The sequence below is a fragment of the Luteimonas sp. MC1572 genome, assembly GCF_016615815.1.
Taxonomy (GTDB): domain Bacteria; phylum Pseudomonadota; class Gammaproteobacteria; order Xanthomonadales; family Xanthomonadaceae; genus Luteimonas.
Map to the genome: position 1 here is coordinate 2,030,090 of NZ_CP067112.1, position 22,669 is coordinate 2,052,758.

Here is a 22,669-nt window from a genome sequence, read left to right on the forward strand (position 1 = left end):
GGCCGCGTCATGCCGGTTCGAACACGGCGATCGATTCGACGTGGGCGGTATGCGGGAACATGTCCATCACCCCGGCCGAACGCAGCCGCCAGCCGCGCTCGTTGACCAGGTAGCCGGCATCGCGCGCCAGCGAGCCGGGATGGCAGCTGACGTAGACGATGCGCTTCAGGCCCTTCAGCGGCAGCTGCTTCAGCACATCGAGTGCGCCGGCGCGTGCCGGATCGAGCAGCAGCTTGTCGAAGCCGGCGCGCATCCACGGCTCGCGCGAAAGATCGGTGGAAAGATCCGCCGCGTGGAAGCTGACGTGCGGCATGGCGTTGCGCTCGGCGTTTTCACGCGCGCGCGCCACCAGCCCGGCATCGCCTTCCACGCCGACCACTTCGGCGGCCACCCGACCCAGCGGCAGGGTGAAATTTCCGAGCCCGCAGAACAGGTCGAGCACGCGTTCGCCCGGCTGCACGTCGAGGAGGGTGAGCGCGTGCGCGATCATCTTCTCGTTGAGGTCGGCGTTGACCTGGATGAAGTCCAGCGGGCGGAAGCCGAGTTCGATGTCCCATGGCGCCAGGCGGAATGACAGCGAAACCTGCTCGGGCCACAGCGGCTGCAGGGAGTCGGGTCCGCCCGGCTGCAGGAATACAGCGAAGCCCTTTGCCTGCGCGAACGCCACCAGCCGCGCGCGGTCGGCGTCGCCCAGCGGCTGCAGGTGGCGGAACACCAGCGCGATGGTGTGGTCGCCGGCGATGAACTCGATCTGCGGGATGTCGCTGCGCGCGTCCAGCGAGTCGACCAGCGCCGCCAGCGCCTCGACGCGCATGCCCAGCGCCGGGATGACGGTGTGGCATTCGCGCAGCTCGGCGACGAAGCGCGGGTCGCGTTCGCGGAACCCGACCAGCGTCCTGCCCTTCTTTTCGACGCGGCGCACCGAAAAGCGGCCCTTGCGGCGATAGCCCCACGCGGCGCCGCTCAGCGGCGCGAGCACCGCATCCGGGGTGACGTGGCCGATGCGCGCGAGGTTGTCGTTCAACACCCGCGCCTTGGCGACGATCTGGCGGTCCTCGGCCAGGTGCTGCAACGTGCAGCCACCGCAGGTGCCGAAGTGCGGGCAGCGCGGCACGACGCGCTCCGGCGAGGCGGTGAGCACCTCGACCGCTTCGGCTTCATCGAAATGCCGCGAGCGCGCGGTCTGCTTCGCCATGACGACCTCGCCCGGCAGTGCGCCGGCGACGAACACCGCCTTGCCGGCGTTGACGTGGCCTTCGGGGCGCCGGGCAACGCCGCGGCCGTCATGGCTGAGGTCGAGGATCTCGGCCTGGAAAGGGGTCTGGTCGATGCGAGCCAAGGCGTTGCGGCCCTCGGAAACGGCCGCACATTGTCGCAGAAGCCGCCGGCGCGGGCGCCGCCCGGCGGCTGGGGCGCGCCGCCTACTTCTGCTTCCAGGCCCCGCCCTGCTGGTACCACCATCCCGGCCGCGCGCTTGCGATCCACTGCCGCGCGAACACGTCGCGGATCTGCGCCTCCCACTCGGGATGACCATTGGCAACGGCAATCTCGCGATACACCGCCTTACGGTCGCGGTTGTCGTCGGCAACGGCCGCGTTCACCGCCACGCGATCCTTGAGCGGCACCTGGGCCGCCTCGCGCACCACCAGCAGGCCATCGCCCCCGAAGCCCAGCGCGCCGCTGTCGAAGTGCGGGCGCAGGCTGTCGAAGCGCGCTTCCATCCGCGACTGGATCGCCTGGATGGCGGGCGTGCGGATGGTGATGTCCGGCGCCTGCGCGTGGGCCGGCGCGATGCCGAGCAGCATCCACGGATCGAAGGCCACGCGGTGCGATGCACGCTCGGTCGGGACCATCGCCATGCCACCGCCGGGCGCGGGCATGGCCTCGGGTGCGGCCTCGTCGCCGATCACCTTCTCGACGAACTCGCGCGCCGCCTCGCGTGCCTCGGCCGCGGGGAAGTAGACATTGATGGTGACGCAGGCGGTGAGCACCAGCGCGGCGACAAACGGCAATCCCATCCAGTGGCGCATGCAGTCCTCCTCGGACGCGGTCGATCAGTCGAATACGGGGGCGACATCGCCGGAGCCCACCGCCGCCAGGCGTTCGACAAGGGTCTCCCAGTCGACGTTGCGGTTGTAGCCGACGATGTCCAGGCGCGGCAGGCCGGCACCTTCGACGATAGCAAACCCGGCGCCGCGCGGATGAAGCCCAGCCATCGCGCAGACGCCGTTGGCCAGCCGGCAGGAGATGCCGATGCGGCGATAGCCGAAGTCGTCGAACACCGCCAGCAACTGCCCTTGCAGGCTGGTCACGAACGAGGCGTCGCCGACGCTGGAGATGTTCTGCACGGCGCGCTGGCTGATGCGCTGGCGCACGCCGCGCCTGGCTTCGGTGTGCAGCTCGGCATCGAAGGCGGTGGCCTGCCAGTCGACCAGGCGCAGGCCCAGCACCTGGCCGTGCAGGCGCCCGCTGATGCTGCCGAAATCGAACACACCGGTCAGCGACTGCATGTCGAGGCCGTCGAGCACGATGTCGGCCGATAGCGTGGGCGCCACGCCGAACGGCCGCTCCATGGCCAGCGAGGACACCCGCACCTCGCCGTCGAAGGCACGCATCGACAGGCCGCCATCGAAGGCGAGGCGCTCGGCCGCATAGTGCATGCGCGGGATGACGCCCGACAGCGTGCCCGGGAATGCCGGCAACCCGAGCGCCTTCGCCAGGCTCGCCATGTCCAGCGCCTCGACGGCCACGGCGCCTTCCATCTCCATCCCCCTGCCGTCGCGCGGCAGGGCCAGCGACAGGCCGGACAGTGCGAGCTCTCCACCCAGCAGCGCCACGCGCACCGGTTCGCGCAGCGCCAGTCGGCCGTCACGGCTGCGCCAGGGCAGGCGTGCAGCCCCGAACGCGATATCGCCCAGCGCACCGCCGCGCCAGCCGAGCGCGCTGTCTGCGCTGCCGTCGGCGACGATGCGCAGCTCGCCGTCCAGTCCGTGGAAGGCGAATCGTCCGTCGGGCGCCGCCACGTCCAGCGTGACCGGACGCAGCGCCAGCGCGTGCAGGCTCCCGTCGCGCAGCGCGAGTTCGGCCGACAGCGCGCCCTCGAGCGTCAGGCCGGTCAGGCCCGCGATGCCCAGCCAGCCGGAGAGATAGCGTTCGGGCAGTGCCGCCACCGCATCGCTGCGCAACGACAGGTCGAGGCTGCGCACGGTGCCATCGCCAGCCAGCGCCGCATGCCCGCTGACCTCCAGCGCGCCGGGATCACTGGCGGAGAATGCCGGAACGGTCCAGCCATCGGCACCACCCTGCAGCGCCACGTGCACGGCCACCGGGTGCGCTGGCAGCGCGACGTAGGCATTGCCGAACAGCAGCTCGCCGCCGCGCAGCGCGCCGTCGACGGTGATGCGCGGCCCCGCGGCCAGCGCGCGCCAGTCGATGCGCAGCTCCGCATCCAGCCCTTCGCCGGCCATGCTGCCGTCGGCGGTGTCGAACCCGATGCCGTCGAGCGTGAGCGGTGCCTGCACGTGCAGCGGACCATCGCGGGGAGCGTGCACGCGGACCGTTCCATCGAGCGTGCCTGCGCTGAATCGGCCAGCCGACCAGGCCTGGCTGGCCAGGGCCTGCGCCCAAGCGACCGGCACGGCCGCAAGATCGATGCGCGTGATGTCCGGCGCGGCGCGATCGTAATGCACGGCCAGGCGCGGCCGACCGCCTCCGCCCGCCGCGGACAGCGATGCGTCCACGTTCGCCATGCGCGGCGCCAGCGCCAATGCCAGCCGCAGCGGCGCGCCGCGCTGCTGGCGGACCTGGCCATCGCAGCGCCAGCCCTGGCCATCGCGACGCAGCGGGCAGCGCCAGTCGACGTCCCGGAACCGGTAGCCCAGGTCCGGCGCGTCCACCCGTGCGGCCCGCAGCTGCAGCTCGCCTTCGGCAGCGCCCGCCGGCCAATGCACCCGCATCTCGACGCCCTCGAGGCTTGCCACCGGCGTGGTCACGCGCGCGATCGTCGCCGACAGGGTGCGCGCCCACGCCGCATCTGCCGCACCCAGCAGCAGCAGTAGAAGCAGCGGTAAGATCGCCCTCGGCATGGCCGCCAGAATAACGACAGGACGACACGCACCGATGAAGCCACGCATCCTGCTGGTCGAGGACGACCCCACCACCGCCGCCTTCATGGCCGCCGCCATCGAAGCGCTGCCGGCCATCGTGGACATGGCCGACAGCCATCTCGCGGCGCTTGCCAAGGCCTCCGACGCCGGCCACGCGCTGTGGCTGGTCGATGCGCACCTGCCCGATGGCGACGGCGCCGGCCTGCTGGCCGAGCTGCGCGCACTCGGCCTGACCACGCCCGCGATCGCGCACACCGCCGCGCATGATCCGTGGCTGCACCACGAGCTGCGCGCCGCGGGCTTCGCATCCGTGCTGGTCAAGCCGCTTTCGGCGTCCGCCCTGCGCGCGTCCCTGGCCGATGCGATCGGCACATGGCGGCCACCGCGCGTCGCCGAGGACGTGGCCGGCGACGCCGCGGATGTGGTTGGCCCGCCGCCCACCTGGGACGACTTCGCCGCGCTGCGTGCGCTCAACGGCGAGCGCGCGCACGTCGATGCGCTGCGCATCCTGTTCCTCGACGAACTCCCGGCTGCGCGCGACCTGGTGGCGTCGTCGGCCCGCGACGGCGACGAACGCCGCATGCGCGATGCCCTGCACCGGCTGCGCGCGAGCTGCGGCTTCGTGGGTGCGGCGCGCCTTGCCGACGCGGTGGCCGCACTGGAAGGCGCGCCCGGATCCGCCGCTGCGCTGCAGGCGTTCACGGACGCCGCTCAGGACCTGCTGCCACCGCCCTGAGTGGTGAGCCGGCCGAGATCGGCCATCAGCTGCCACGAGGTCAGCGGCCGTGCGCCGAGATGGGCGACCAGCACCTCGCGCAGCACGCGCCGCAGCCCGCCCAGCTCCTCCGGCGGTGGCGGTGCGTCGTCAGCCGCCAAAGTCAGCAGCGCACGCCCGGTCGCGCTGCGCGAACGCTCGCCGTCGCGCTCACCGCGCACGCGATGCGGGCCCTGCTCTGGATCGAGCCGGTAGCGCGCCGCCGGGTCCAGCGGCACGCCGTCGCCGTCGTGCGCAAGGTCGAAGCCCACGCCGAGCGCGTCAAGCAGGTCGCGCTCGAAGCGGCGCAGTGTCCAGGCCAGCGGCTCGCCGGCGCCAAGCCGCGCACGCAGCTCACCGTAGAGCGCGTACAGCTCCGGCTGAGGATCCTGGCGCGGTGCCAGCCGCAGCAGCAGTTCGTTGACGTAGAAGCCGGCAAGCATCGCCTCGCCCTGCAGCCTCGGCGCGGCATCGATCGCCTCGGCGGCGTTGAGGTGCGCCAGCTCGCCGCGCTGCACGGCGTCGAAGCGGATGTGCTGCAGCGGCTGCAGCGCTGCGCGCAGTGCCTGTCGCCGCGGCCCGTGCACGCCGCGCGCCACCAGCCCCATGCGCCCGTGCTCGGCGGTCAGGACCTCCAGCAGCAGGCTGGTCTCACGCCACGGCCGGGCATGGAGGACATAGGCGGGCTGGCCGAGCAAGCGCATCCGCGCATTGTATGGGCGCTATTCGTCGTAGCCGAAGGTACGCAACGCGGCTTCGTCGTCGGACCAGCCCTGGCGCACGCGCACCCAGGTCTCCAGGAACACCTTGCAGCCGAACAGCCGCTCCATCGACAGCCGCGCCTTGCTGCCGATCTCGCGCAGGCGCGTGCCGCCCTTGCCGATCACGATCGCCTTCTGGCCGTCGCGCTCCACCCAGATGACCGCGCCGATGCGCATCATCGGCCCGGATTTCGTGGCCTCCTCGGTGAACGACTCGATCTCGACCGTGGTGGCGTACGGCAGCTCCGCGCCGAGCTGGCGCATCAGCTGTTCGCGCAGCATCTCGCCGGCGAGGAAGCGCTGGCTCTTGTCGGTGATCTCGTCCTCGGCGTACATCGGCGGCTGCTCGGGCACCAGCGTCAGCAGCTGGGCGACCAGCGCCTCCAGGCCCTTGCGCTTGAGCGCCGAGATCGGATGCACGCCGGCGAACTCGCGGCCTTCGGTGACCTGCTGCAGGTACGGCAGCAGCGCCGCCTTGTCGCGGATGCGGTCGACCTGGTTGACCACCAGCACCACCGGCACCGCGGCCTCGCGCAGCGATTCATAGGCCAGCGTGTCTTCCTCGTCCCAACGGCCGGCCTCGACCACCAGCACCACGGCCTCGACCCCTTCCAGCGCGCCGCGCGCGGCGCGGTTCATCATCCGGTGCATGGCGGTCGCCGACTGGCTGCGCTCGCCGCGGTGGATGCCGGGCGTGTCGACCAGCAACAGCTGGCCACCGGGCACGGTGGCGATGCCGAGCAGCCGGTGGCGCGTGGTCTGCGGGCGGTTGGAGACGATGCTGACCTTGGCGCCGACCAGGGCGTTGACCAGCGTGGACTTGCCGACGTTGGGCCGCCCGATGACGGCGATGGCGCCGCTGCGGTGGCCGGCTTCGGCGTCGTGGGGTGTGTTCATGGCTTGTCTGCTTCCAGTTTTGCGAGTACTGCGCCCGCGGCGGCCTGCTCGGCGGCGCGGCGCGAACTGCCCTCGCCCGGTGCCGACAGCGCGGGTTCGACCAGCGTGCAGCGCACGTGGAAGACCTTGGCGTGTTCGTCACCGGCCTCGGACAGGAGATCGTAGACCGGCAACGGGCGCTGGCGGCCCTGCAGCCACTCCTGAAGCCGGGTCTTGGGGTCCTTGCCGATGCGGCCCGCGGCAAGCCCGGCGAGCGCAGGCTCGAACCATGGCAGCACTGCGGTGCAGCAGGCGTCAAAGCCGCCGTCGAGGTAGATGGCGCCCACCAGCGCCTCGAGCGCATCGGACAGGATGGAATCGCGACGGTGGCCGCCGGACTTCATCTCGCCCGGGCCGAGGGTGATGCGTGGCCCGAGGTCGAGGTCGCGTGCGATCTGCGCCAGCGAGGATTCCCGCACCAGCTCGGCGCGGGCGCGGGTCATGACGCCCTCGTCGGCCTTGGGCCAGCGCAGGTACAGCGCCTCGGCGACGATCAGGCCGACCAGCGCGTCGCCCAGGAATTCCAGCCGCTCGTTGTGCGGAGCGCCGGCGCTGCGGTGGGTCAGCGCCTGCGCAAGCAAGCCGCCGTCGCGGAACACATGCCCCGCGAAGCGGACGCCGCCGGCATCAGTTGGTATCACCGGACCTGGTCAACATCTGCGTGGTGTCGAACCTGCCGACCACGTCGAGGTTCGCGATCACCGGCTTGCGCACCTCGTAGCTCACGTCCATCTGCCAGCCGTTGTCGACGCGCTTGATCTTGACGTGCTCGGCCTTCACGTTCTCGGCGTAGCTGATGTACAGCCGGCGGAAGAACAGGTCCTGGATCTTGCGCGGATCGGTGTTGGCGATCCCCGGCTCCTGCGACAGGCCCTTGAGCGCGGACCGCACGCTGTAATACTCGGAGTACATCGGGAACAGCTTCATGCCGACATAGGCGAACAGGCCGACCACGCCCAGCACGATGACGAACCCCAGCAGGGTGATGCCGCGTTGCGAATTCCTCATAGCAGTTTCCCCTCGATCCCCTAGAACACCAGTGTCCATGCCCCGTGCCGACGGCTCAGGGAATGCGCGTGCCGATGCGGCCGAAATCCACCCCACCGGCGGAACTGTCGAAATTCATCCACACCAGGAAGGCCTTGCCGCGTAGCTGGCTCTCCGGAAGGGTCCCCCAGAAGCGGCTGTCGTCGCTTCTATCACGATTGTCGCCCATGACGAAATACTCGCCGGCCGGCACCGTCCACTCGCCCACGCCGTGGTTGGCGAACAGCGGACTGTCGACCTCGAGCATCTCGTGGCGGCGCCCGCCGAGGTCCTCGGTGAGCAGGGTGGCGCCGGACATCTCGTCGCCGCGGCCCTTGCCCACGTAGCGGCCCACGGGCGCATTCGCCACCGCGTCGCCGTTCACGAACACCGTGTTGTCGCGGTAGGCGATGCGGTCACCCGGCAGGCCTACGACGCGCTTGATCCAGTCCTGGTCGGGGTACTGCGGCGGGCGGAACACCACCACGTCACCACGCGCAGGCTCGCCGATGGCGACCACCTTGTGGTTGTTGACCGGCAGCCGCAGGCCGTAGGCGAACTTGTTGACCAGGATGAAGTCGCCGACCAGGAGCGTGGGCATCATCGAGGTCGACGGGATCCGGAACGGCTCGGCGATGAAGCTCCGCAGCACCAGCACCACCGCGAGGATCGGGAAGAAGGCGCGCGCGTAGTCGACGACCACCGGCTCCTGCGGTTCCAGCAGCCCGGCGGCAGCGGCCCGGCGCTTGGCGAACACCAGCCTGTCGAGCAGCCAGACGAGGCCACTCAGGAAGGTGAGCAGCACGAGTCCCAATTCAAACCATTTCATCATCGCGGCGTCCCCGGTTCGGCTACTTGTTGTCGACCTGGAGTACCGCGAGGAAGGCTTCCTGCGGGATCTCGACGCGTCCGACCTGCTTCATGCGCTTCTTGCCTTCCTTCTGCTTCTCGAGCAGCTTCTTCTTGCGCGAGATGTCGCCACCATAACATTTGGCCAACACGTTCTTGCGCATCGCCTTGACCGTGGTGCGGGCGATGATCTGCGAGCCGACCGCGGCCTGGATGGCCACGTCGAACATCTGCCGCGGGATCAGTTCGCGCATTTTTTCGGTGATGTCGCGGCCGCGGCGGTCGGCGTGCTGGCGGTGAACGATGAGCGACAGCGCGTCGACCTTGTCGCCGTTGATCAGGGTGTCAATGCGCACGAACGGGCCGGCATCGAAGCGCAGGAACTGGTAGTCCAGCGACGCGTAGCCGCGCGACACCGACTTCAGGCGGTCGAAGAAGTCGAGCACGACTTCCGCCATCGGCAGCTCGTAGCTGATCTGCACCTGGCTGCCTAGGTAGTTGATGCCGATCTGGCTGCCGCGCTTTTCCTCGCACAGGGTGATCACGTTGCCCACGTAATCCGGCGGCGTGAGGATGTTGGCGCGGATGATCGGCTCGCGCACCTCTTCGATCAGGTTCACCGGCGGCAGCTTGGCCGGGTTGTCGAGGGTGAGGATGCTGCCGTCGGTCTTCAGCACTTCGTACACCACCGTCGGCGCGGTGGAAATGAGGTTGAGGTCGTACTCGCGCTCCAGGCGCTCCTGCACGATCTCCATGTGCAGCATGCCGAGGAAGCCGCAGCGGAAACCGAAGCCCATCGCCTCGGAGCTCTCGGGCTCGAAGCGCAGCGCGGCGTCATTGAGGCGCAGCTTGTCGAGCGCTTCGCGCAGCGACGGGTAGTCGTCGGCATCCACCGGGAACAGGCCGGCGAACACACGCGGCTGCATTTCCTGGAAGCCCGGCAGCGGTGCCGGCGCCGGATCCGTGGCCAGCGTGAGCGTGTCGCCGACCGGCGCGCCGTGCACGTCCTTGATCGACGCGTTGATCCAGCCCACCTCGCCCGCGCGGAGCTTCGCCAGTTCCTTGCGCTTGGGCGTGAACACGCCGACCTTGTCCACTTGATGGGTGCGTCCGGTGGACATGACCAGCATCTTGTCGCCGGCCTTGATCTCGCCCTGCATCACCCGCACCAGCGACACCACGCCCAGGTAGTTGTCGAACCAGGAGTCGATGATCAGGGCCTGCAGCTTGTCCGTCTCGCGCGGCGCGGGCGGCGGGATGCGCTGCACGATGGCCTCGAGCACGTCCTCGACGTTGAGCCCGGTCTTGGCGCTGATCGCCACCGCGTCGCTGGCATCGATGCCGATCACAGCCTCGATCTCGGCCTTGGCGCGCTCGATGTCGGCGGTGGGCAGGTCGATCTTGTTGATCACCGGCACCACTTCCAGGCCCTGCTCCACCGCGGTGTAGCAGTTGGCGACCGACTGCGCCTCGACGCCCTGCGCGGCGTCGACCACCAGCAGCGCGCCTTCGCAGGCGGCCAGCGAACGGCTGACCTCGTAGCTGAAGTCGACGTGGCCGGGGGTGTCGATGAAGTTCAGGAAATAGGTCTGGCCGTCGCGCGCGGTGTACGGCAGCGACACCGACTGTGCCTTGATGGTGATGCCGCGCTCGCGCTCGATCGGATTGTTGTCGAGGACCTGCGTCTCCATCTCGCGCGCGGTCAGGCCGCCACAGATCTGGATGATGCGGTCGGCCAGCGTGGACTTGCCGTGGTCGACGTGGGCGATGATGGAGAAGTTGCGGATGTTCCGCATCGAATCGGGGGGCATGGGCGGCAGGTCGTGCCGCTGATGCGGCTGTGGCGTCAAACCGAAGATTGTCGCACAGCGAGGGCCAAGCCCCGCGCCGGCCGTGCAGGCCCGGGCTGCGGCGGGAACCGTGGCCTGCGCCACGGCCCCGCCCCGCTCCGCACTATTGCGCGGCTGCGCGTGGCGTCACCGCGATGAACTGGGTCCCGCCGCTGCGGTTGCGAACCAGCAGCATCACCGTCTGGCCAGGGCGGACCGCGGCAAGCTCGCGATCCAGGTCGGCCGGCGAACCCACGCCCTTGCGGCCCACCGACAGCACCACGTCGCCGGGCTGGATGCCCGCGGCGCGTGCCGCCAGCCCCTCGACGCGGGCAATGGCTACGCCGTCGCCCGCCGGCAGCTCAAGCTGCCGGCGCTGCGCTGCTGACAGCTCCTGCCCCACCAGGCCGAGCGGGTTGCTCGACTTGGCCGGCTGCGCGCTGCCCTGCGCGGGGCGGACGCTGGCCACGCCCTCGTCCAGTTCGCCCAGCGTCACCGTGACGTCGCGGCTGCGCCCATCGCGCCAGACCTTCAGGGTGGCGCGGCTGCCCGGCGCCTTGGCGCCGACGATCGGCGGCAGGTCGCTGGACTGCGTGACCCGCACGCCGTCGATCTCGCGGATCACGTCGCCACGTTCCAGCCCGGCCTTGGACGCGGGCCCGTCCGGGACCACGTCGGCGACCAGCGCGCCCAGCGTATCCGGCAGGCCCAGGCCGCGCGCGCCATCAGCGGTGATCTGCTGCACCTGCACGCCGATCTGCCCGCGCTTCACCTGGCCGGTGGTCTTGAGCTGGTCGGCGACGTTCATGGCCACGTCGATCGGGATCGCGAAGCTGACGCCCATGTAGCCGCCGGAATTGGAGAAGATCTGCGAGTTGATGCCCACCACCTCGCCGGCGGTATTGAGCAGTGGCCCGCCGGAGTTGCCGCGGTTGATCGCGACGTCGGTCTGGATGAAGGGCACGTAGCGCTGGTTGGCGTAGGGATTGGACCGGCCCACCGCACTGATGATGCCGGCGGTGACCGACTGGTCGAGGCCGAACGGCGAGCCGATCGCCACCGCCCACTGGCCGGGCTTGAGCGCCGCGGAGTTGCCGGCACGCAGGTACGGCAGGCTGCCGCCGGCCTTGATCTTGAGCAGGGCGACATCGGACTGTTCGTCGCCGCCGACAAGCTCGGCTGTGAACTCGCGGCGATCCGACAGTTTGACCTTCAGCTCGTCGGCACCAGCCACCACGTGGTGGTTGGTGAGCACGTAGCCATCGGCCGAGATCAGGAACCCGGTGCCCATCGACATGCCGCGCCTACCGCCCGGATCCTGCGGCATGCCGGGGAATGGCGAGCCCGGCCCGAAGAAGCGCCGGAAAAACTCGGGCATCTCGTCCGGCAGCTGCTGTTGTTGGGGCTGGGCCGCGGCCGTGCCGCCAGTCACGGCCTCGATGTTGACCACCGCGGGGCCGACACGCTCGACCAGCCGGGTGAAATCGGGCAGCCCGGAGACCATCGATGGCGACGGCGCGGCGGCGGGCACCGCGGCGGCGTTGGACTGGGCGGTGGCGGCCGGCAGGATGACCGCGGCAGTGCCGGCGGCGGTCAAGGTGACCAGGGCAAGGGCGTACACAGGGGATTTCATCGGGGATTCGGCCTCGATAAAGGGCGGGTCAAGGGGGGTGCCCGCGGCGACGGGAGCCGCGGGCGCGAATCAGTCGGCGCCAGTGCCGGGATCGGGCTGCGCGTCGCGGGCCTCGGTGCCCGGCTCGGGATTGGGGCGGGCAGGGAACGGTTCGACCAGCCGCGGCTGGAACGGTGCAAATGCGGCATCGGAGGGCGCCGAAGGCAAGCCGTAACGCGCCGAGAACGGTTGGCTGCCGGCGGCAATACCGGGCAGGACCGCACGCGGCCATGGACGTGACGGCGCGACCGGCTGACCGCCAAACAGCGCACCCGCCGGCGCGCCAAACGTGCGCGCATCAGGCGCGTCGGCAAACAGCGGCATCGCGCTGCCGGTTGCTGACGGCTCCATCGCCGGCGCCATGGACGCGGCCGTGGCCACGATTCCCCGGGCCGGCGCAGTGGCCGCCGCGACACGGCGGGCGGCACGCTGCGACTGGCCGCGTGAACGCCGCTCGGCGGCACGTCGCGGCAGCTCCGCGACCGCCACACCAGTTGCCGCGGCCCATGCACCCTCGCTGCCTTCCGGAGCAGGCGAGGCGGGAGCGCCACCACCCGCCACCAGATCACCACCTGGAACGGCAGTCCGGGCTGCTGCCTCAGGCATGCGCGCCAGACCCTCCTGCGCCTGCTGCGCGCCGGGCGGCGCGGTGGTCGCCTCAGCCACCACGTCGCCGCCGACTCCCGCTGCAGGCAGCTGGCTGTCCGGAAGCTGCCGGGCCATGAACAGTGCAACGAGTGCCATCGAGGCCGCCAGCGCACCACCGCCCCAACGCAGCACGCGCGGACGCCGGTTGCCGGTCCGGACAGACGTTTGTGCGGCAACCGATTCGGAATCCGGCGCGGCGATTGCAGCCGCCACCCGCCGCGAGAAATCCGCGGGCAGCAGCGCATGGCCCTGCCCGCGCAGCACGTCGCCGCAGACCTGCCAGCGCTCCCAGCAGTCGGCAAGCTCGGTGTCGTGCTGCAGCCGGCGCAGCATGAAACGCGCCTGGTCCGGCGACAGCTCGCCATCCAGCATCGCCGACAGCTGGCGGCGGTTGTGGGTGTAGAGCTTGTCCGGCGGGGCCGGCTCGAACTCCAGGTCTTCTGCGTCGTGGTTCATCGTCATGCTCTATCGCACCGCGCGTTGGGACGCGGTTTCGTTGTCCATCAGTGGCGCGAGTTCGACGTCGATCGCCTCGCGGGCCCGGAAGATCCGCGAGCGGACCGTACCGATCGGGCAATCCATGCGCTGCGCGATCTCCTCGTAACTCATGCCTTCGACTTCGCGCAGCGTGATCGCCGTGCGCAGCTCTTCGGGCAGGGCTTCGACCGCGCGCATCACCGTTTGTTCCAGCTGCTGGCGCATCAGTTCACGCTCCGGGGTGTCGTTGTCGCGCAGGCGGATCGCGGAATCGAAATGTTCGGCATCCTCGATCTCCACGTCGTCCGTCGGCGGGCGGCGATTGCTGGCCACCAGGTGGTTCTTGGCGGTGTTCACGGCAATGCGGTGCAGCCAGGTATAGAACTGTGCATCGCCGCGGAAACTGCCGATCGCGCGGTAGGCGCGGATGAAGGTGTCCTGGGCCACGTCCTGGCATTCGCTCCAGTCACGGATGTAGCGCCCGATCAGGGCGGCGATGCGGTGCTGGTACTTGCGTACCAGCAGGTCGAACGCCGCGGTGTCGCCCTGTTGAACGCGGCGCACCAGATCGTGATCGAGGTGTTCTGTGTCGCTTTCGGCCATGGGCCCGGCGCTCCTTCCGCCCGGCCTGCAGGCGGGGCTTGTGACCATGTGCGGCGGGAAAAGTTCCCGGCTGGCGGATGATCTGGGGCCCGCAGGCCACCGTCGCAAGGCGAAGGTGGTCCAGCGGTCCGATTTGACGCGGGTTGAACGGACTCTGGATCATAGGTCCCCGTACGTACCCTAACGGATGGTTCCGAATGATTGCTGGCCTCGATGGTCTGCGCTTCAGCCACTGGCAAGCCGAACAGCGTGCCGATGGCGTCGTGCTGCTGACGTTCGACCGCGCCGGCGAGTCGGTGAACACCTTTGCACAGGATGTGCTGGTCGAACTCGACGCGCTGCTGGAACGCCTTGCGCTCGACCCGCCCAAGGCCCTGGTGCTGCGCTCCGGCAAGGCGCGCGGCTTCATCGCCGGCGCAGACATCCGCGAGTTCGCCGCGTTCGATGCCAAGGGCACCATCGGCGACTCGATCCGCCGCGGCCAGCAGGCGTTCCAGCGCCTGGCCGACCTGCCCTGCCCCACGGTGGCCGCGATCCACGGCTTCTGCATGGGCGGCGGTACCGAGATCGCGCTGGCCTGCCGTTACCGCGTGGCCAGCAATGATCCCTCCACGCGCATCGGGCTGCCCGAGGTGAAGCTCGGCATCTATCCCGGCTGGGGCGGCAGCGTGCGCCTGCCGCGCCTGGTCGGTACGCCAGCGGCGATGGACATGATGCTGACCGGCCGCACGCTGTCGGCGTCGGCCGCGCGCGGCATCGGCCTGGTCGACGAGGTGGTCGAGCCCGCGCGCCTGGTGGACGCGGCCGTGGCGCTGGCGCTCGGCGGCCGCGTGCGTCCATTGAAGCAGCGCGCCACCGGCTGGCTGACCAACACTTGGCCGGCGCGACAGCTGCTGGCGCCGATGCTGGCGAAGCAGGTCGCGCGCAAGGCACGCAAGGAGCATTACCCCGCGCCCTACGCGCTGATCGAGACCTGGCGGCGCAGCGGGGGCGGCGTGCAGAAGCGCCTCGCGGCCGAGCGCAAGTCGGTGGTCAAGCTGGCCGGCACGCCCACCGCGCGCAACCTGACGCGGGTGTTCTTCCTGCAGGAGCGCTTGAAGGGCCTGGGCGGCAAGGACAGTGGCATCCAGCGCGTGCACGTGGTCGGCGCCGGCGTGATGGGCGGCGACATTGCCGCCTGGTCGGCCTACAAGGGCTTCGACGTCACCCTGCAGGACCGCGAGCAGCCCTTCATCGACAAGGCCATGGCGCGCGCGCAGGAGCTGTTCGCGAAGAAGGTCAAGGACGAGGCCAAGCGCCCCGCGGTATCTGCGCGCCTGAAGGCGGACCTGGCCGGCGACGGCCTGCCGGCGGCGGACCTGGTGATCGAGGCGATCATCGAACAGCCCGACGCCAAGCGCGCGCTGTATGCCAGCGTGGAGCCGCGGCTGAAGGCCGAAGCGCTGCTGACCACCAACACCTCGTCGATACCGCTCGACGACCTGCGTGGCGGCCTGGCACAGCCGGCGCGCTTCGCCGGCCTGCACTACTTCAACCCGGTGGCGATGATGCCGCTGGTCGAGATCGTCCGCCATGACGGCATGGACCCGACGACCGAGCTGCGCCTGGCCGCATTCTGCAAGGCGATCGACAAGCTGCCGGTGCCGGTGACGGGCACGCCGGGCTTCCTCGTCAACCGCCTGCTGTTCCCGTACATGCTCGAGGCCGCGACCGCGTACGCGGACGGCATCCCGGGTGCGGTGATCGACAAGGCGGCGGTGAAGTTCGGCATGCCGATGGGGCCGATCGAGCTGATCGACACCGTGGGCCTGGACGTGGCGGTGGGCGTGGGCGCGGAACTCGCGCCGTTCCTTGGCCTGCCGATCCCCGCTTCGCTGTCCTCGCCGCCGGAAGCAGGAAAGCGCGGCAAGAAGGACGGCCAGGGCCTGTACACGTGGGCCGAGGGCAAGGCGAAGAAGCCGGAGGTGCCGAAGGACTACCCGGTGCCCGCCGACCTCGAGGATCGCCTGATCCTGCCGCTCATCAACGAAGCGGTCGCCGCACTGCACGACGGCGTTGTCGCCGACGCCGACCTGCTCGATGCCGGGGTGATCTTCGGGACAGGCTTCGCGCCGTTCCGCGGCGGCCCGATCCAGTACGTGCGCGAAACCGGCGTCGACGTGATCCTCGCCCGGCTCAAGGCGCTGCAGGCGACCCACGGCGATCGTTTCGCCCCCCGACCGGGGTGGGATTCACCGGCGTTGCGGGCTTGACCCCGCGGCGGAAGGGCACCTGGCGTGCCCTTCCGCACCATCACATCCGCGACGCTGTCAGCTCGATATCCGCGTTCTGCCAGGCCGCCGCGAACCGGCGCCTGGCATCCGCCGCCTCGCGGGTCTTGCGCTGCGCGTCCAGGCTCTTGGCCAGGCCGAACAGCGACCAGCCATTGCCCGGATTGCGGCGCAGCTCTTCGCGATAGACCTTTTCGGCGTCCGCCGCGCGCCCCGCGTCGAGCAGCACTGCGCCCAGGGTGTGGCGCACCGGCGCATGCCAGCCGGGTGGTTCGTCATAGGGAATGCCGTCTTCGATCTTCACGGCTTCGCGCAGCGCCGCTACCGACGCAACATGGTCACCACGCGCGGCGGCGATTTCGGCGCTGAGCACGCGCTCGGCGATTCGCGCCGAGTGCGCCAGCGGATAGCGGTCCCACACCATCAAGGTGTCCATCGCGGGGTCCGCGGCAAGCGGTCGCAACGCAGCGAGGTGGCGGTCGGCATCGGCCGGTCGCGACTGCCGCACGGCCGCCATGCCTTCCGCGTAGTGCCAGATCGCGGTGACGTAGGGCAGGTCCGGGGCCGGGTTGGGCGCGGCCGCGATCTCGTCCCAGCGCCCGAAGCGCACGCGCTCGAACCACGGCGTCATCCAGTAGTGCTGCAGCCCGGCGAACCCCGGCTGGCGCATCAGCTCCGGCAAGTTGGTGCGTTCGGACGTGTGCCGCGCGGCCTCGCCGGCAAGCTTGCTGCTGCCCTCCATGCTCGCGGCGAACCACAGGAAATGGTGGTTGTGCGGTACGTAGCCGAGGGGATACACGCCCTGCACGTTGCCGCGGCAGATCGCGAGATACGCGTCATCGGCCTCGATGGCGCGCTTGTTGGCGAGCACGGCGTCGTGCCAGCGGCCGACGCGGGCGTAGATATGCGCGGGCATGTGCACCAGGTGCCCCGAGCCCGGGATCAGTTCGCGCAGGCGGTCGGCGGCCACCACGCCGCGCTGCGGATCGGCGGACGCCTCCACCGCATGCACGTACAGGTGCAGCGCGCCGGCGTGTTCGGGATCACGCGCGATCACCGACTCCAGCACTCGCACGATCTCGGCGGTATGGCCCTTGGGCCGCAGCGAGGCGTCGTAGTAGTCCCAGGGCTGCAGGTCCATGAGCGACTCGGCATGCAGGACCGCCGCATCGAGGTCATCCGGGCGCTGCTTCACCAGCGTGCCGGTTGCCGTGGCATAGGCCTCGTCCAATGGGCGGCGATTCTCCGGCGGTTGCGCGGCGTAGCGTGCCGACAGCGCCTCGATGAATGCCTGCTCGCGGGCGGTCGCCTTCGGCGCCAATTCACGCGCGCGCTGCAGCCGGCTCCAGGCGTCGGCGTTGTCGGCGGGATCCATGGCGGCGTTGACGTGCGGGCCGAGCACCAGCGACGCGCCCCACCAGCACATCGCGCACGCCGGGTCGAGTTCGGTGGCCTTGAGGAAGGCGCGTTCGGCGGCGTCGTGGTTGAAGCCGTAGGTCAGCGCCAGGCCCTGGTCGAACCAGCGCTGCACCTCGGGATGGGTACTGCTGACCGGGAAGCTGTAATCGCCCAGTCCCTCCAGCAGCACCGCGCCGACCAGGGCCATTTCCGGGGGTGACGACCGCGGCGCGTCCGCCGTGGAGGCGTGCTGGCCGCAGCCGGCACAGGCGAGGGCCAGCGCCGCTACGGCGCACGACACGGAAACGGGGATTCGACGGTCCATGGGAGGCCTCCGGCAACGGACGACACTCACCGGACAACGCGGTGCCGGATGGCGGGCGGACAGGCGCGATCGCTCCCGCGGACTGGCCCCTTCGCGCTCTTGTGTGGGGCCCTGGTCAGTGACCGAGAAACGGTTTCGCCACCGGCGTGAAGGGTGATCGCTGAGCCGGGGCTCGGAGGGCCCCTGTGGTGGCCGGGAGGCCTTCGCGGCTCATGTCCCCCGGATCCGCCTGGCGGCGGATGCCTCCTCCTTTACTTCCCCGCGAAGGCCTCCCGGCCACTTCGGGGCGGTGGGCTGGCTGCCAGTACCGGCGGCATGCGCGGGATCGCGGGGCGTGCTTCTCAAACCATGGCGTAGTGCGGCGCACCGGGTGCCAAGGCCTTGAGGGCGAAGTCAAGGAGGAGGCGGTGGCCGCAGGCCATCGCCGGGGGACATGAGCCCCCAAAGGGCCTTGGTACCCGGCACCCGCCACCCGCGCGCCCTACATCGTGTGCGTGGGCTTCTCCGCGGTCAGCGTGCCGGCCAGCAGCGTCTCGATCCTGCCCTTCACGTTCTCGCCCTCGGCGGTGTCGGCGAACTGCACGCCGATGCCGGCGGTGCGATTGCCCTGCGCGCCCGGCGGCGTCACCCAGACCACCTTGCCGGCGGCCGGCAGGCGTTCGCTGGATTCCGGGAGGGTCAGCAGCACGAAGACCTCGTCGCCGAGGAAGTACCGCCGCGTGGTGGGCACGAAGATCCCGCCGTGCTTCAGGTACGGCATGTAGGCCGCATACAGCTGCGCCTTGTCCTTGACCGCGAGGGACAGGATGCCTTGCCGCGCACCACCGGTTGAACTCATTTCGCCACTCCCCTTGCCGTGTCGCCACCGGCCGCACTGCGCCAGGACAGCAGCAGTTCGGCGACCGCGAGGTCCGCGCGCACCGTGGTGCGCAGCAGGTCCCTGGTGCGGTTGGCGGCATCGAACCAGGCGGCCAGCTTCCGGATTCGCAGCGGATCGGTCAAGCCGGCCGCTTCGGCAACCGCGATGTCCGCCGCGTGCCGCAGGCGCTTGTCGGCATCGTCATCGCCGGTCCAGGCCTTCGCGATCTCGAGCGCCGAAGCGTCGTTGCGCGCCACCCGGCCAAGCTCGGCCGCGACCGCCTTGCGGAGCGCCATCCCTCCGTCGCGCAGCCACGCGTCGGCGAGGCCGGGATGGCCGCGTGCCGCAGCCAGCGCTTCGACGGCAGCGGCCGCGGGATGGCCCTGTGCCCGCAGCCAGGCCGCGGCTTCGTCCGCGGGCGGAATGCGGAACTCCAGGCGCTGGCAGCGGCTGCGGATCGTCGCCGGCAGGCGCGCCGGGTTGTCGGTGATGAGCCAGAGGTAACGCCCGGGTACCGGCTCTTCGAGCGTCTTCAACAGTGCGTTGGCGGCCGCCTCGTTCATGGCGTCCGCCGGCTCGATGATCGCGACCTTGGCGGTGCCGTACTGCGGCGTCGTCGACAGGCGTTCGGAGAGTTCGCGTACCTGGTCGACCGAGATCTGCGTCATCTGACGTGGTGGCGAGGGCGTGAAGCGCCATGCATAGCCGACGAACACCGCATCGGGGTGCGCCGGATGGCCGAACGGATGCGCAAGCGCCTTGTCGGGGCGCTCCTCCAGCGGATCCTTCTGGCTGCGCGACAGGTACAGCCGGCATGCGCGGCAGGCACCGCAGGGGCGCAGGCCAGTGTCGGGCGCCAGGCACAGCACGCGCTGCGCAAGCTGCTCGGCGACGCGCCGCTTGCCCAGCCGTGCCGGTCCGCAGAACAGCAGCGCGTGCCCCATCCGCCCGGCATCGATGGCGGCCGCGGCGTGATCGTGGACGCGCTGCTGCCAGGGCGCCATGGCGTCGGTCGGCATCATGCGCCGTGTCGCCATTCGCGCAGCCGCGCCACAGCGTCTGCCGCCACGATGCCTGCGGCGCGCGACGCGTCGATGACGCGGAAGCGCGCCGGATCGGCCTCCGCGCGCGCAAGGAACGCGGCGCGCACGCGCTCGAAGAACTCGTCGCGCTCCCGTTCGATGCGGTCCGGCTGCGGATCGCGGCCGCGGGTCCGGGCGCGGCCCTGGGCGACGTCGAGATCGAGCAGCAGGGTGAGCCCCGGGCGCAGGCCGACAACGCCGCGCTCCAGCGTTTCGATGAGCGCGGGATCCAGCCCGCGGCCGCCACCTTGGTAGGCGAAGCTGGAATCGGTGAAGCGGTCGCAAAGCACCCAGGCGCCGCGTGCGAGCGCCGGGTTGATCACCTCGCGCACGTGCTGCGCGCGCGCGGCGAACATCAGCAGCAGTTCGGTTTCCGCCGCCGGCGGCTCGTGCCGCGGCGACAGCAGCAGTTCGCGGATCATCTCGGCCAGCGGCGTGCCGCCGGGCTCTCGGGTCACCAGCACCTCGTCGCCGCCAGCGGCCAGTTCGGCGTGCAGTGCGGCCAACACCGTGGTCTTCCCCGCGCCCTCGCCGCCTTCCAGCGAGACCAGCCGCGGATGCATCGGCAACGCGTTCATCGCGGCGCGTGCTGCTGGCGGTAGCGGCGCACGTACTCGCGCACGGCGGTGTTGTGCGCATCCAGCGACGGCGAGAACACGTGGCGGCCGCTGCCATCGCCGACGGCGACAAAATACAGGTCATCGCCCTCCGCGGGCTGCGTCGCGGCGCGCAGCGCATCGCGCCCGGCCATGGCGATCGGCGTCGGCGGCAGGCCGTCGCGGGTATAGGTGTTGTACGGCGTATCGGCGAGCAGGTCGGCGCGGCGGATGTTGCCGGCGTAGCTGCTGCCCATGCCGTAGATCACCGTGGGGTCGGTCTGCAGGCGCATGCCGATGCGCAGGCGACGGGTGAACACGCCGGCGATGCGCGCGCGCTCCTCGGCGATGCCGGTTTCCTTCTCCACGATGGACGCCAGCACCAGTGCTTCGTCCTTCGACGAGATCGGCAGGTTGTCGGCGCGCGCGTCCCAGGCGGCGTCGAGCGCGCTGTCGAGGTCTGCCGCCGCGCGGCGAAGCAGGTCGAGGTCGGTGTCGCCGGTGGTGTAGGCGTAGGTCTCGGGCAGGAAGCGGCCTTCGGGGTGCACGCCTTCGCGTCCCAGCGCCGCCATCAACGCGGCATCATCGAGCTCGTGCAGGGTCTGTACCAGCGGCGTGGCACGCGCAAGCGCCGCGCGCAGTTCGCGGATGTTCCAGCCTTCGACGATCGTCACGCGATGGTGCACCACCTTGCCGTCGCGCATCCGCAGCAGCAGCTGCGATGGCGTGATGCCGGGCTCCAGCGCGTACTCGCCGACCTGGATGCGGTCGCCCGCACCCAGCTGGCGCGCAAGCAGCCGCCACTCGATGTCGCTGCCCGCGGAGTTGCCCTGCCCGCGCAGGCGGGTGACCACGCGGCGCAGCGAATCGCCACGTTCGACCACCAGGCTGTCACCCTCCTCGACACCCGGCAACGGCGCCGACGCGAAGCTCGTGTAGTGCGTCCAGCCCCAGTACGCCGCGCCGCCGACAATGAGCGCGGACAGCAGGAACAGGGCCAGTGCGATGCGCTTCAGCGCCGACCAGGCACTCATGCGGCGGGACCCGCGGGGATGATTGCAAGCATGGCCTCAGGATACCTTGCCGGCCGCATGGCCGGTCAGGCCGAGCGCCTGCAGCATGCCGCGCGCCTTGGCGCGGGTTTCGTCGAGTTCATGCACCGGATCCGAATCGGCCACGATGCCGGCGCCGGTGCGGAAGCGCAGCTGCACGCCGGTGACTTCGGCGCTGCGGATCAGGATGTTGAGGTCGAGGTCGCCGTCGCGGTTCAACCAGCCCATCGCACCGGTGTAGGCACCGCGGCCGACCCCCTCGAGTTCGGCGATCACCTGCATGCAGCGCACCTTGGGCGCACCGGTGATGGTGCCGCCGGGGAACACCGCGCGCAGCACGGCGCCGGGCGTCGCATCGGCGCGCAGCCGGCCGCGCACGTTGCTGACGATGTGGTGCACGTGGGCGTAGCTTTCCACGACCATCAGCTCGTCGACTTCGACGCTGCCCGCCTGGCACACACGCCCGAGATCGTTGCGTTCGAGATCCACCAGCATCACGTGCTCGGCGCGTTCCTTGGCATGCCCGACCAGCTCGCGGATGCGGCCGGCGTCGTCATCTCCGGGCAGCCTTGGACGTGTGCCGGCGATCGGGCGCGTCTCCACCAGGTCACCGCGCACCGAGACCAGGCGCTCGGGCGAGGCGCTGACCACGGCTCCGGCATCGCCCAGGTCGAACAGGCCGGCGAACGGGGCGGGATTGGCCACGCGCAGGCGCTGGTACAGCGCCGCGGGTTCGAGCGGCGCGTCGAAGCGCACGTCCCAGCCACGCGACAGGTTGACCTGAAACACGTCACCGGCGCGGATGTAGTCGAGCGCGCGAGCGACGCCGTGCAGATAGGCTTCGCCGGCGTCTTCCTCGCAGGCGACCACACCGGGCCAGGCAAGCGGCGGCGGCACGGCGGCAGACAGGGCGTCTGCAACGATGGCCTCGAGCAGCGCCTCGTGTCCGCGCTCGGCCACCGCCACAACCTCGCCGCTTGCGCGATCGCGCAGCACCGCCGCGGGACAGCGGCAGGCGACCGCGACCGGCAGCGTGCCTTCCGCGGGGGGCAGCGAAAGCACCGGCTCAACCTCGGCCGCCAGTTCGTAGCCCAGCAGCAGCGCCCAGCCGCCGCGGAACGGCCACAGCGGCTCCTCGCGCGGCACGCGCAGCGCCTGCCAGTCGGCATCCAGCACGTCGAGGAAGCCGGCGCCGGCCACGCGACCGTCTTCGCGCCGACTGTGTCCGTCGCTCCCGAGGGTGATGCGGGCGCCGTCGGCGGCGAGCAGCATGTCCCAGCGCCCCTGTGCGGTGCCGGACGCGACCGATTCAAGCAGCAGCGGGAAGCGCGCGGGCGTGCGCCGCTGCAGCGCCAGCAGGTCGACGCCGGATGGCAGGGTACGGGCAATCAGCATGCAGGCAGGCCGGTGCCGCCGCGGACGCGGC

Annotated in this window: 20 protein-coding genes; 2 read left to right on the plus strand and 18 right to left on the minus strand. The window is 70.6% G+C overall.

The genetic code is table 11. From position 1 onward, the window contains the following. Nucleotides 1-7: 7 nt before the first annotated feature. From rlmD to JGR64_RS09230, 3 genes are all read right to left on the minus strand, one after another. Nucleotides 8-1,339 carry a 23S rRNA (uracil(1939)-C(5))-methyltransferase RlmD gene (rlmD, locus tag JGR64_RS09220; protein ID WP_233348039.1) on the minus strand — a complete coding sequence of 444 codons (1,332 nt, stop codon included), beginning with the start codon at nt 1,337-1,339 and terminating at the stop codon, nt 8-10. Between the two features lie 82 nt (nt 1,340-1,421). After that, a complete protein-coding gene (locus JGR64_RS09225; RefSeq protein WP_199373062.1) occupies nt 1,422-2,030 on the minus strand; it encodes a YdbL family protein in 609 nt (202 codons plus the stop codon). Between the two features lie 24 nt (nt 2,031-2,054). Next, entirely contained in the window at nt 2,055-4,085 is a 2,031-nt protein-coding gene (locus JGR64_RS09230) for a hypothetical protein (protein WP_199373063.1), read from the minus strand. A gap of 34 nt (nt 4,086-4,119) precedes the next feature. Between JGR64_RS09230 and JGR64_RS09235 the strand changes: the two genes are divergently transcribed. Continuing rightward, a complete protein-coding gene (locus tag JGR64_RS09235; RefSeq protein ID WP_233348041.1) occupies nt 4,120-4,842 on the plus strand; it encodes a response regulator in 723 nt (240 codons plus the stop codon). Here JGR64_RS09235 and recO read toward each other — a convergent pair. The 9 genes from recO to rpoE form a co-directional block, all read right to left on the minus strand. Then, nucleotides 4,818-5,564, minus strand: a complete 747-nt coding sequence (gene recO, locus JGR64_RS09240; protein ID WP_199373065.1) for a DNA repair protein RecO — start codon at nt 5,562-5,564, stop codon at nt 4,818-4,820. The two genes, JGR64_RS09235 and recO, sit on opposite strands and share 25 nt — an antisense overlap. An 18-nt stretch (nt 5,565-5,582) precedes the next feature. Further along, on the minus strand, nt 5,583-6,518 hold the full coding sequence (gene era, locus JGR64_RS09245; RefSeq protein WP_199373066.1) for a GTPase Era: 936 nt from the start codon (nt 6,516-6,518) through the stop codon (nt 5,583-5,585). Next, nucleotides 6,515-7,198 (minus strand): ribonuclease III, encoded by a 684-nt coding sequence (gene rnc / locus JGR64_RS09250; RefSeq protein WP_199373067.1) that lies wholly within the window; start codon nt 7,196-7,198, stop codon nt 6,515-6,517. Before rnc ends, era begins: the two co-directional genes overlap by 4 nt. Then, nucleotides 7,185-7,565 (minus strand): DUF4845 domain-containing protein, encoded by a 381-nt coding sequence (locus JGR64_RS09255; RefSeq protein ID WP_199373068.1) that lies wholly within the window; start codon nt 7,563-7,565, stop codon nt 7,185-7,187. The genes rnc and JGR64_RS09255 overlap by 14 nt, the downstream gene beginning before the upstream one ends. 55 nt (nt 7,566-7,620) lie before the next feature. Further along, the gene (gene lepB / locus JGR64_RS09260; protein ID WP_199373069.1) at nt 7,621-8,412 is read right to left on the minus strand and encodes a signal peptidase I; all 792 of its coding nucleotides are present in this window, start codon (nt 8,410-8,412) and stop codon (nt 7,621-7,623) included. Between the two features lie 22 nt (nt 8,413-8,434). Further along, complete coding sequence (lepA, locus tag JGR64_RS09265) at nt 8,435-10,228, minus strand: translation elongation factor 4 (RefSeq protein WP_199373262.1); 1,794 nt, start codon at nt 10,226-10,228, stop codon at nt 8,435-8,437. A gap of 157 nt (nt 10,229-10,385) precedes the next feature. Then, nucleotides 10,386-11,894 carry a DegQ family serine endoprotease gene (locus JGR64_RS09270; protein ID WP_199373070.1) on the minus strand — a complete coding sequence of 503 codons (1,509 nt, stop codon included), beginning with the start codon at nt 11,892-11,894 and terminating at the stop codon, nt 10,386-10,388. Nucleotides 11,895-11,963: 69 nt separating this feature from the next. Further along, nucleotides 11,964-13,037 (minus strand): sigma-E factor negative regulatory protein, encoded by a 1,074-nt coding sequence (locus JGR64_RS09275; protein ID WP_199373071.1) that lies wholly within the window; start codon nt 13,035-13,037, stop codon nt 11,964-11,966. A 9-nt stretch (nt 13,038-13,046) separates the two neighbouring features. Then, nucleotides 13,047-13,661, minus strand: coding sequence for an RNA polymerase sigma factor RpoE (gene rpoE, locus JGR64_RS09280; protein ID WP_199373072.1), 615 nt, complete (start codon nt 13,659-13,661; stop codon nt 13,047-13,049). A 197-nt stretch (nt 13,662-13,858) separates the two neighbouring features. On the opposite strand from rpoE, the gene JGR64_RS09285 reads away from it, so the two are divergent. Then, entirely contained in the window at nt 13,859-15,913 is a 2,055-nt protein-coding gene (locus tag JGR64_RS09285) for a 3-hydroxyacyl-CoA dehydrogenase NAD-binding domain-containing protein (protein ID WP_199373073.1), read from the plus strand. 40 nt (nt 15,914-15,953) lie between these two features. Here the strand turns inward: JGR64_RS09285 and JGR64_RS09290 are convergent, their stop codons facing one another. The 6 genes from JGR64_RS09290 to JGR64_RS09315 all read right to left on the minus strand — a co-directional run bounded on the left by JGR64_RS09290 (nt 15,954) and on the right by JGR64_RS09315 (nt 22,638). Then, a complete protein-coding gene (locus tag JGR64_RS09290; protein WP_199373074.1) occupies nt 15,954-17,654 on the minus strand; it encodes a hypothetical protein in 1,701 nt (566 codons plus the stop codon). Between the two features lie 481 nt (nt 17,655-18,135). After that, nucleotides 18,136-18,492 (minus strand): PilZ domain-containing protein, encoded by a 357-nt coding sequence (locus tag JGR64_RS09295; protein WP_199373075.1) that lies wholly within the window; start codon nt 18,490-18,492, stop codon nt 18,136-18,138. Next, on the minus strand, nt 18,489-19,535 hold the full coding sequence (locus JGR64_RS09300; protein WP_199373076.1) for a DNA polymerase III subunit delta': 1,047 nt from the start codon (nt 19,533-19,535) through the stop codon (nt 18,489-18,491). The genes JGR64_RS09295 and JGR64_RS09300 overlap by 4 nt, the downstream gene beginning before the upstream one ends. Next, the gene (gene tmk, locus JGR64_RS09305; RefSeq protein ID WP_233348043.1) at nt 19,532-20,173 is read right to left on the minus strand and encodes a dTMP kinase; all 642 of its coding nucleotides are present in this window, start codon (nt 20,171-20,173) and stop codon (nt 19,532-19,534) included. Before tmk ends, JGR64_RS09300 begins: the two co-directional genes overlap by 4 nt. Further along, nucleotides 20,170-21,225 (minus strand): endolytic transglycosylase MltG, encoded by a 1,056-nt coding sequence (gene mltG, locus JGR64_RS09310; RefSeq protein ID WP_199373077.1) that lies wholly within the window; start codon nt 21,223-21,225, stop codon nt 20,170-20,172. Before mltG ends, tmk begins: the two co-directional genes overlap by 4 nt. A gap of 36 nt (nt 21,226-21,261) precedes the next feature. Further along, nucleotides 21,262-22,638: an aminodeoxychorismate synthase component I gene (locus tag JGR64_RS09315; RefSeq protein WP_199373078.1), complete on the minus strand. Its 1,377-nt coding sequence runs from the start codon at nt 22,636-22,638 to the stop codon at nt 21,262-21,264. Between the last annotated feature and the right edge of the window lie 31 nt (nt 22,639-22,669).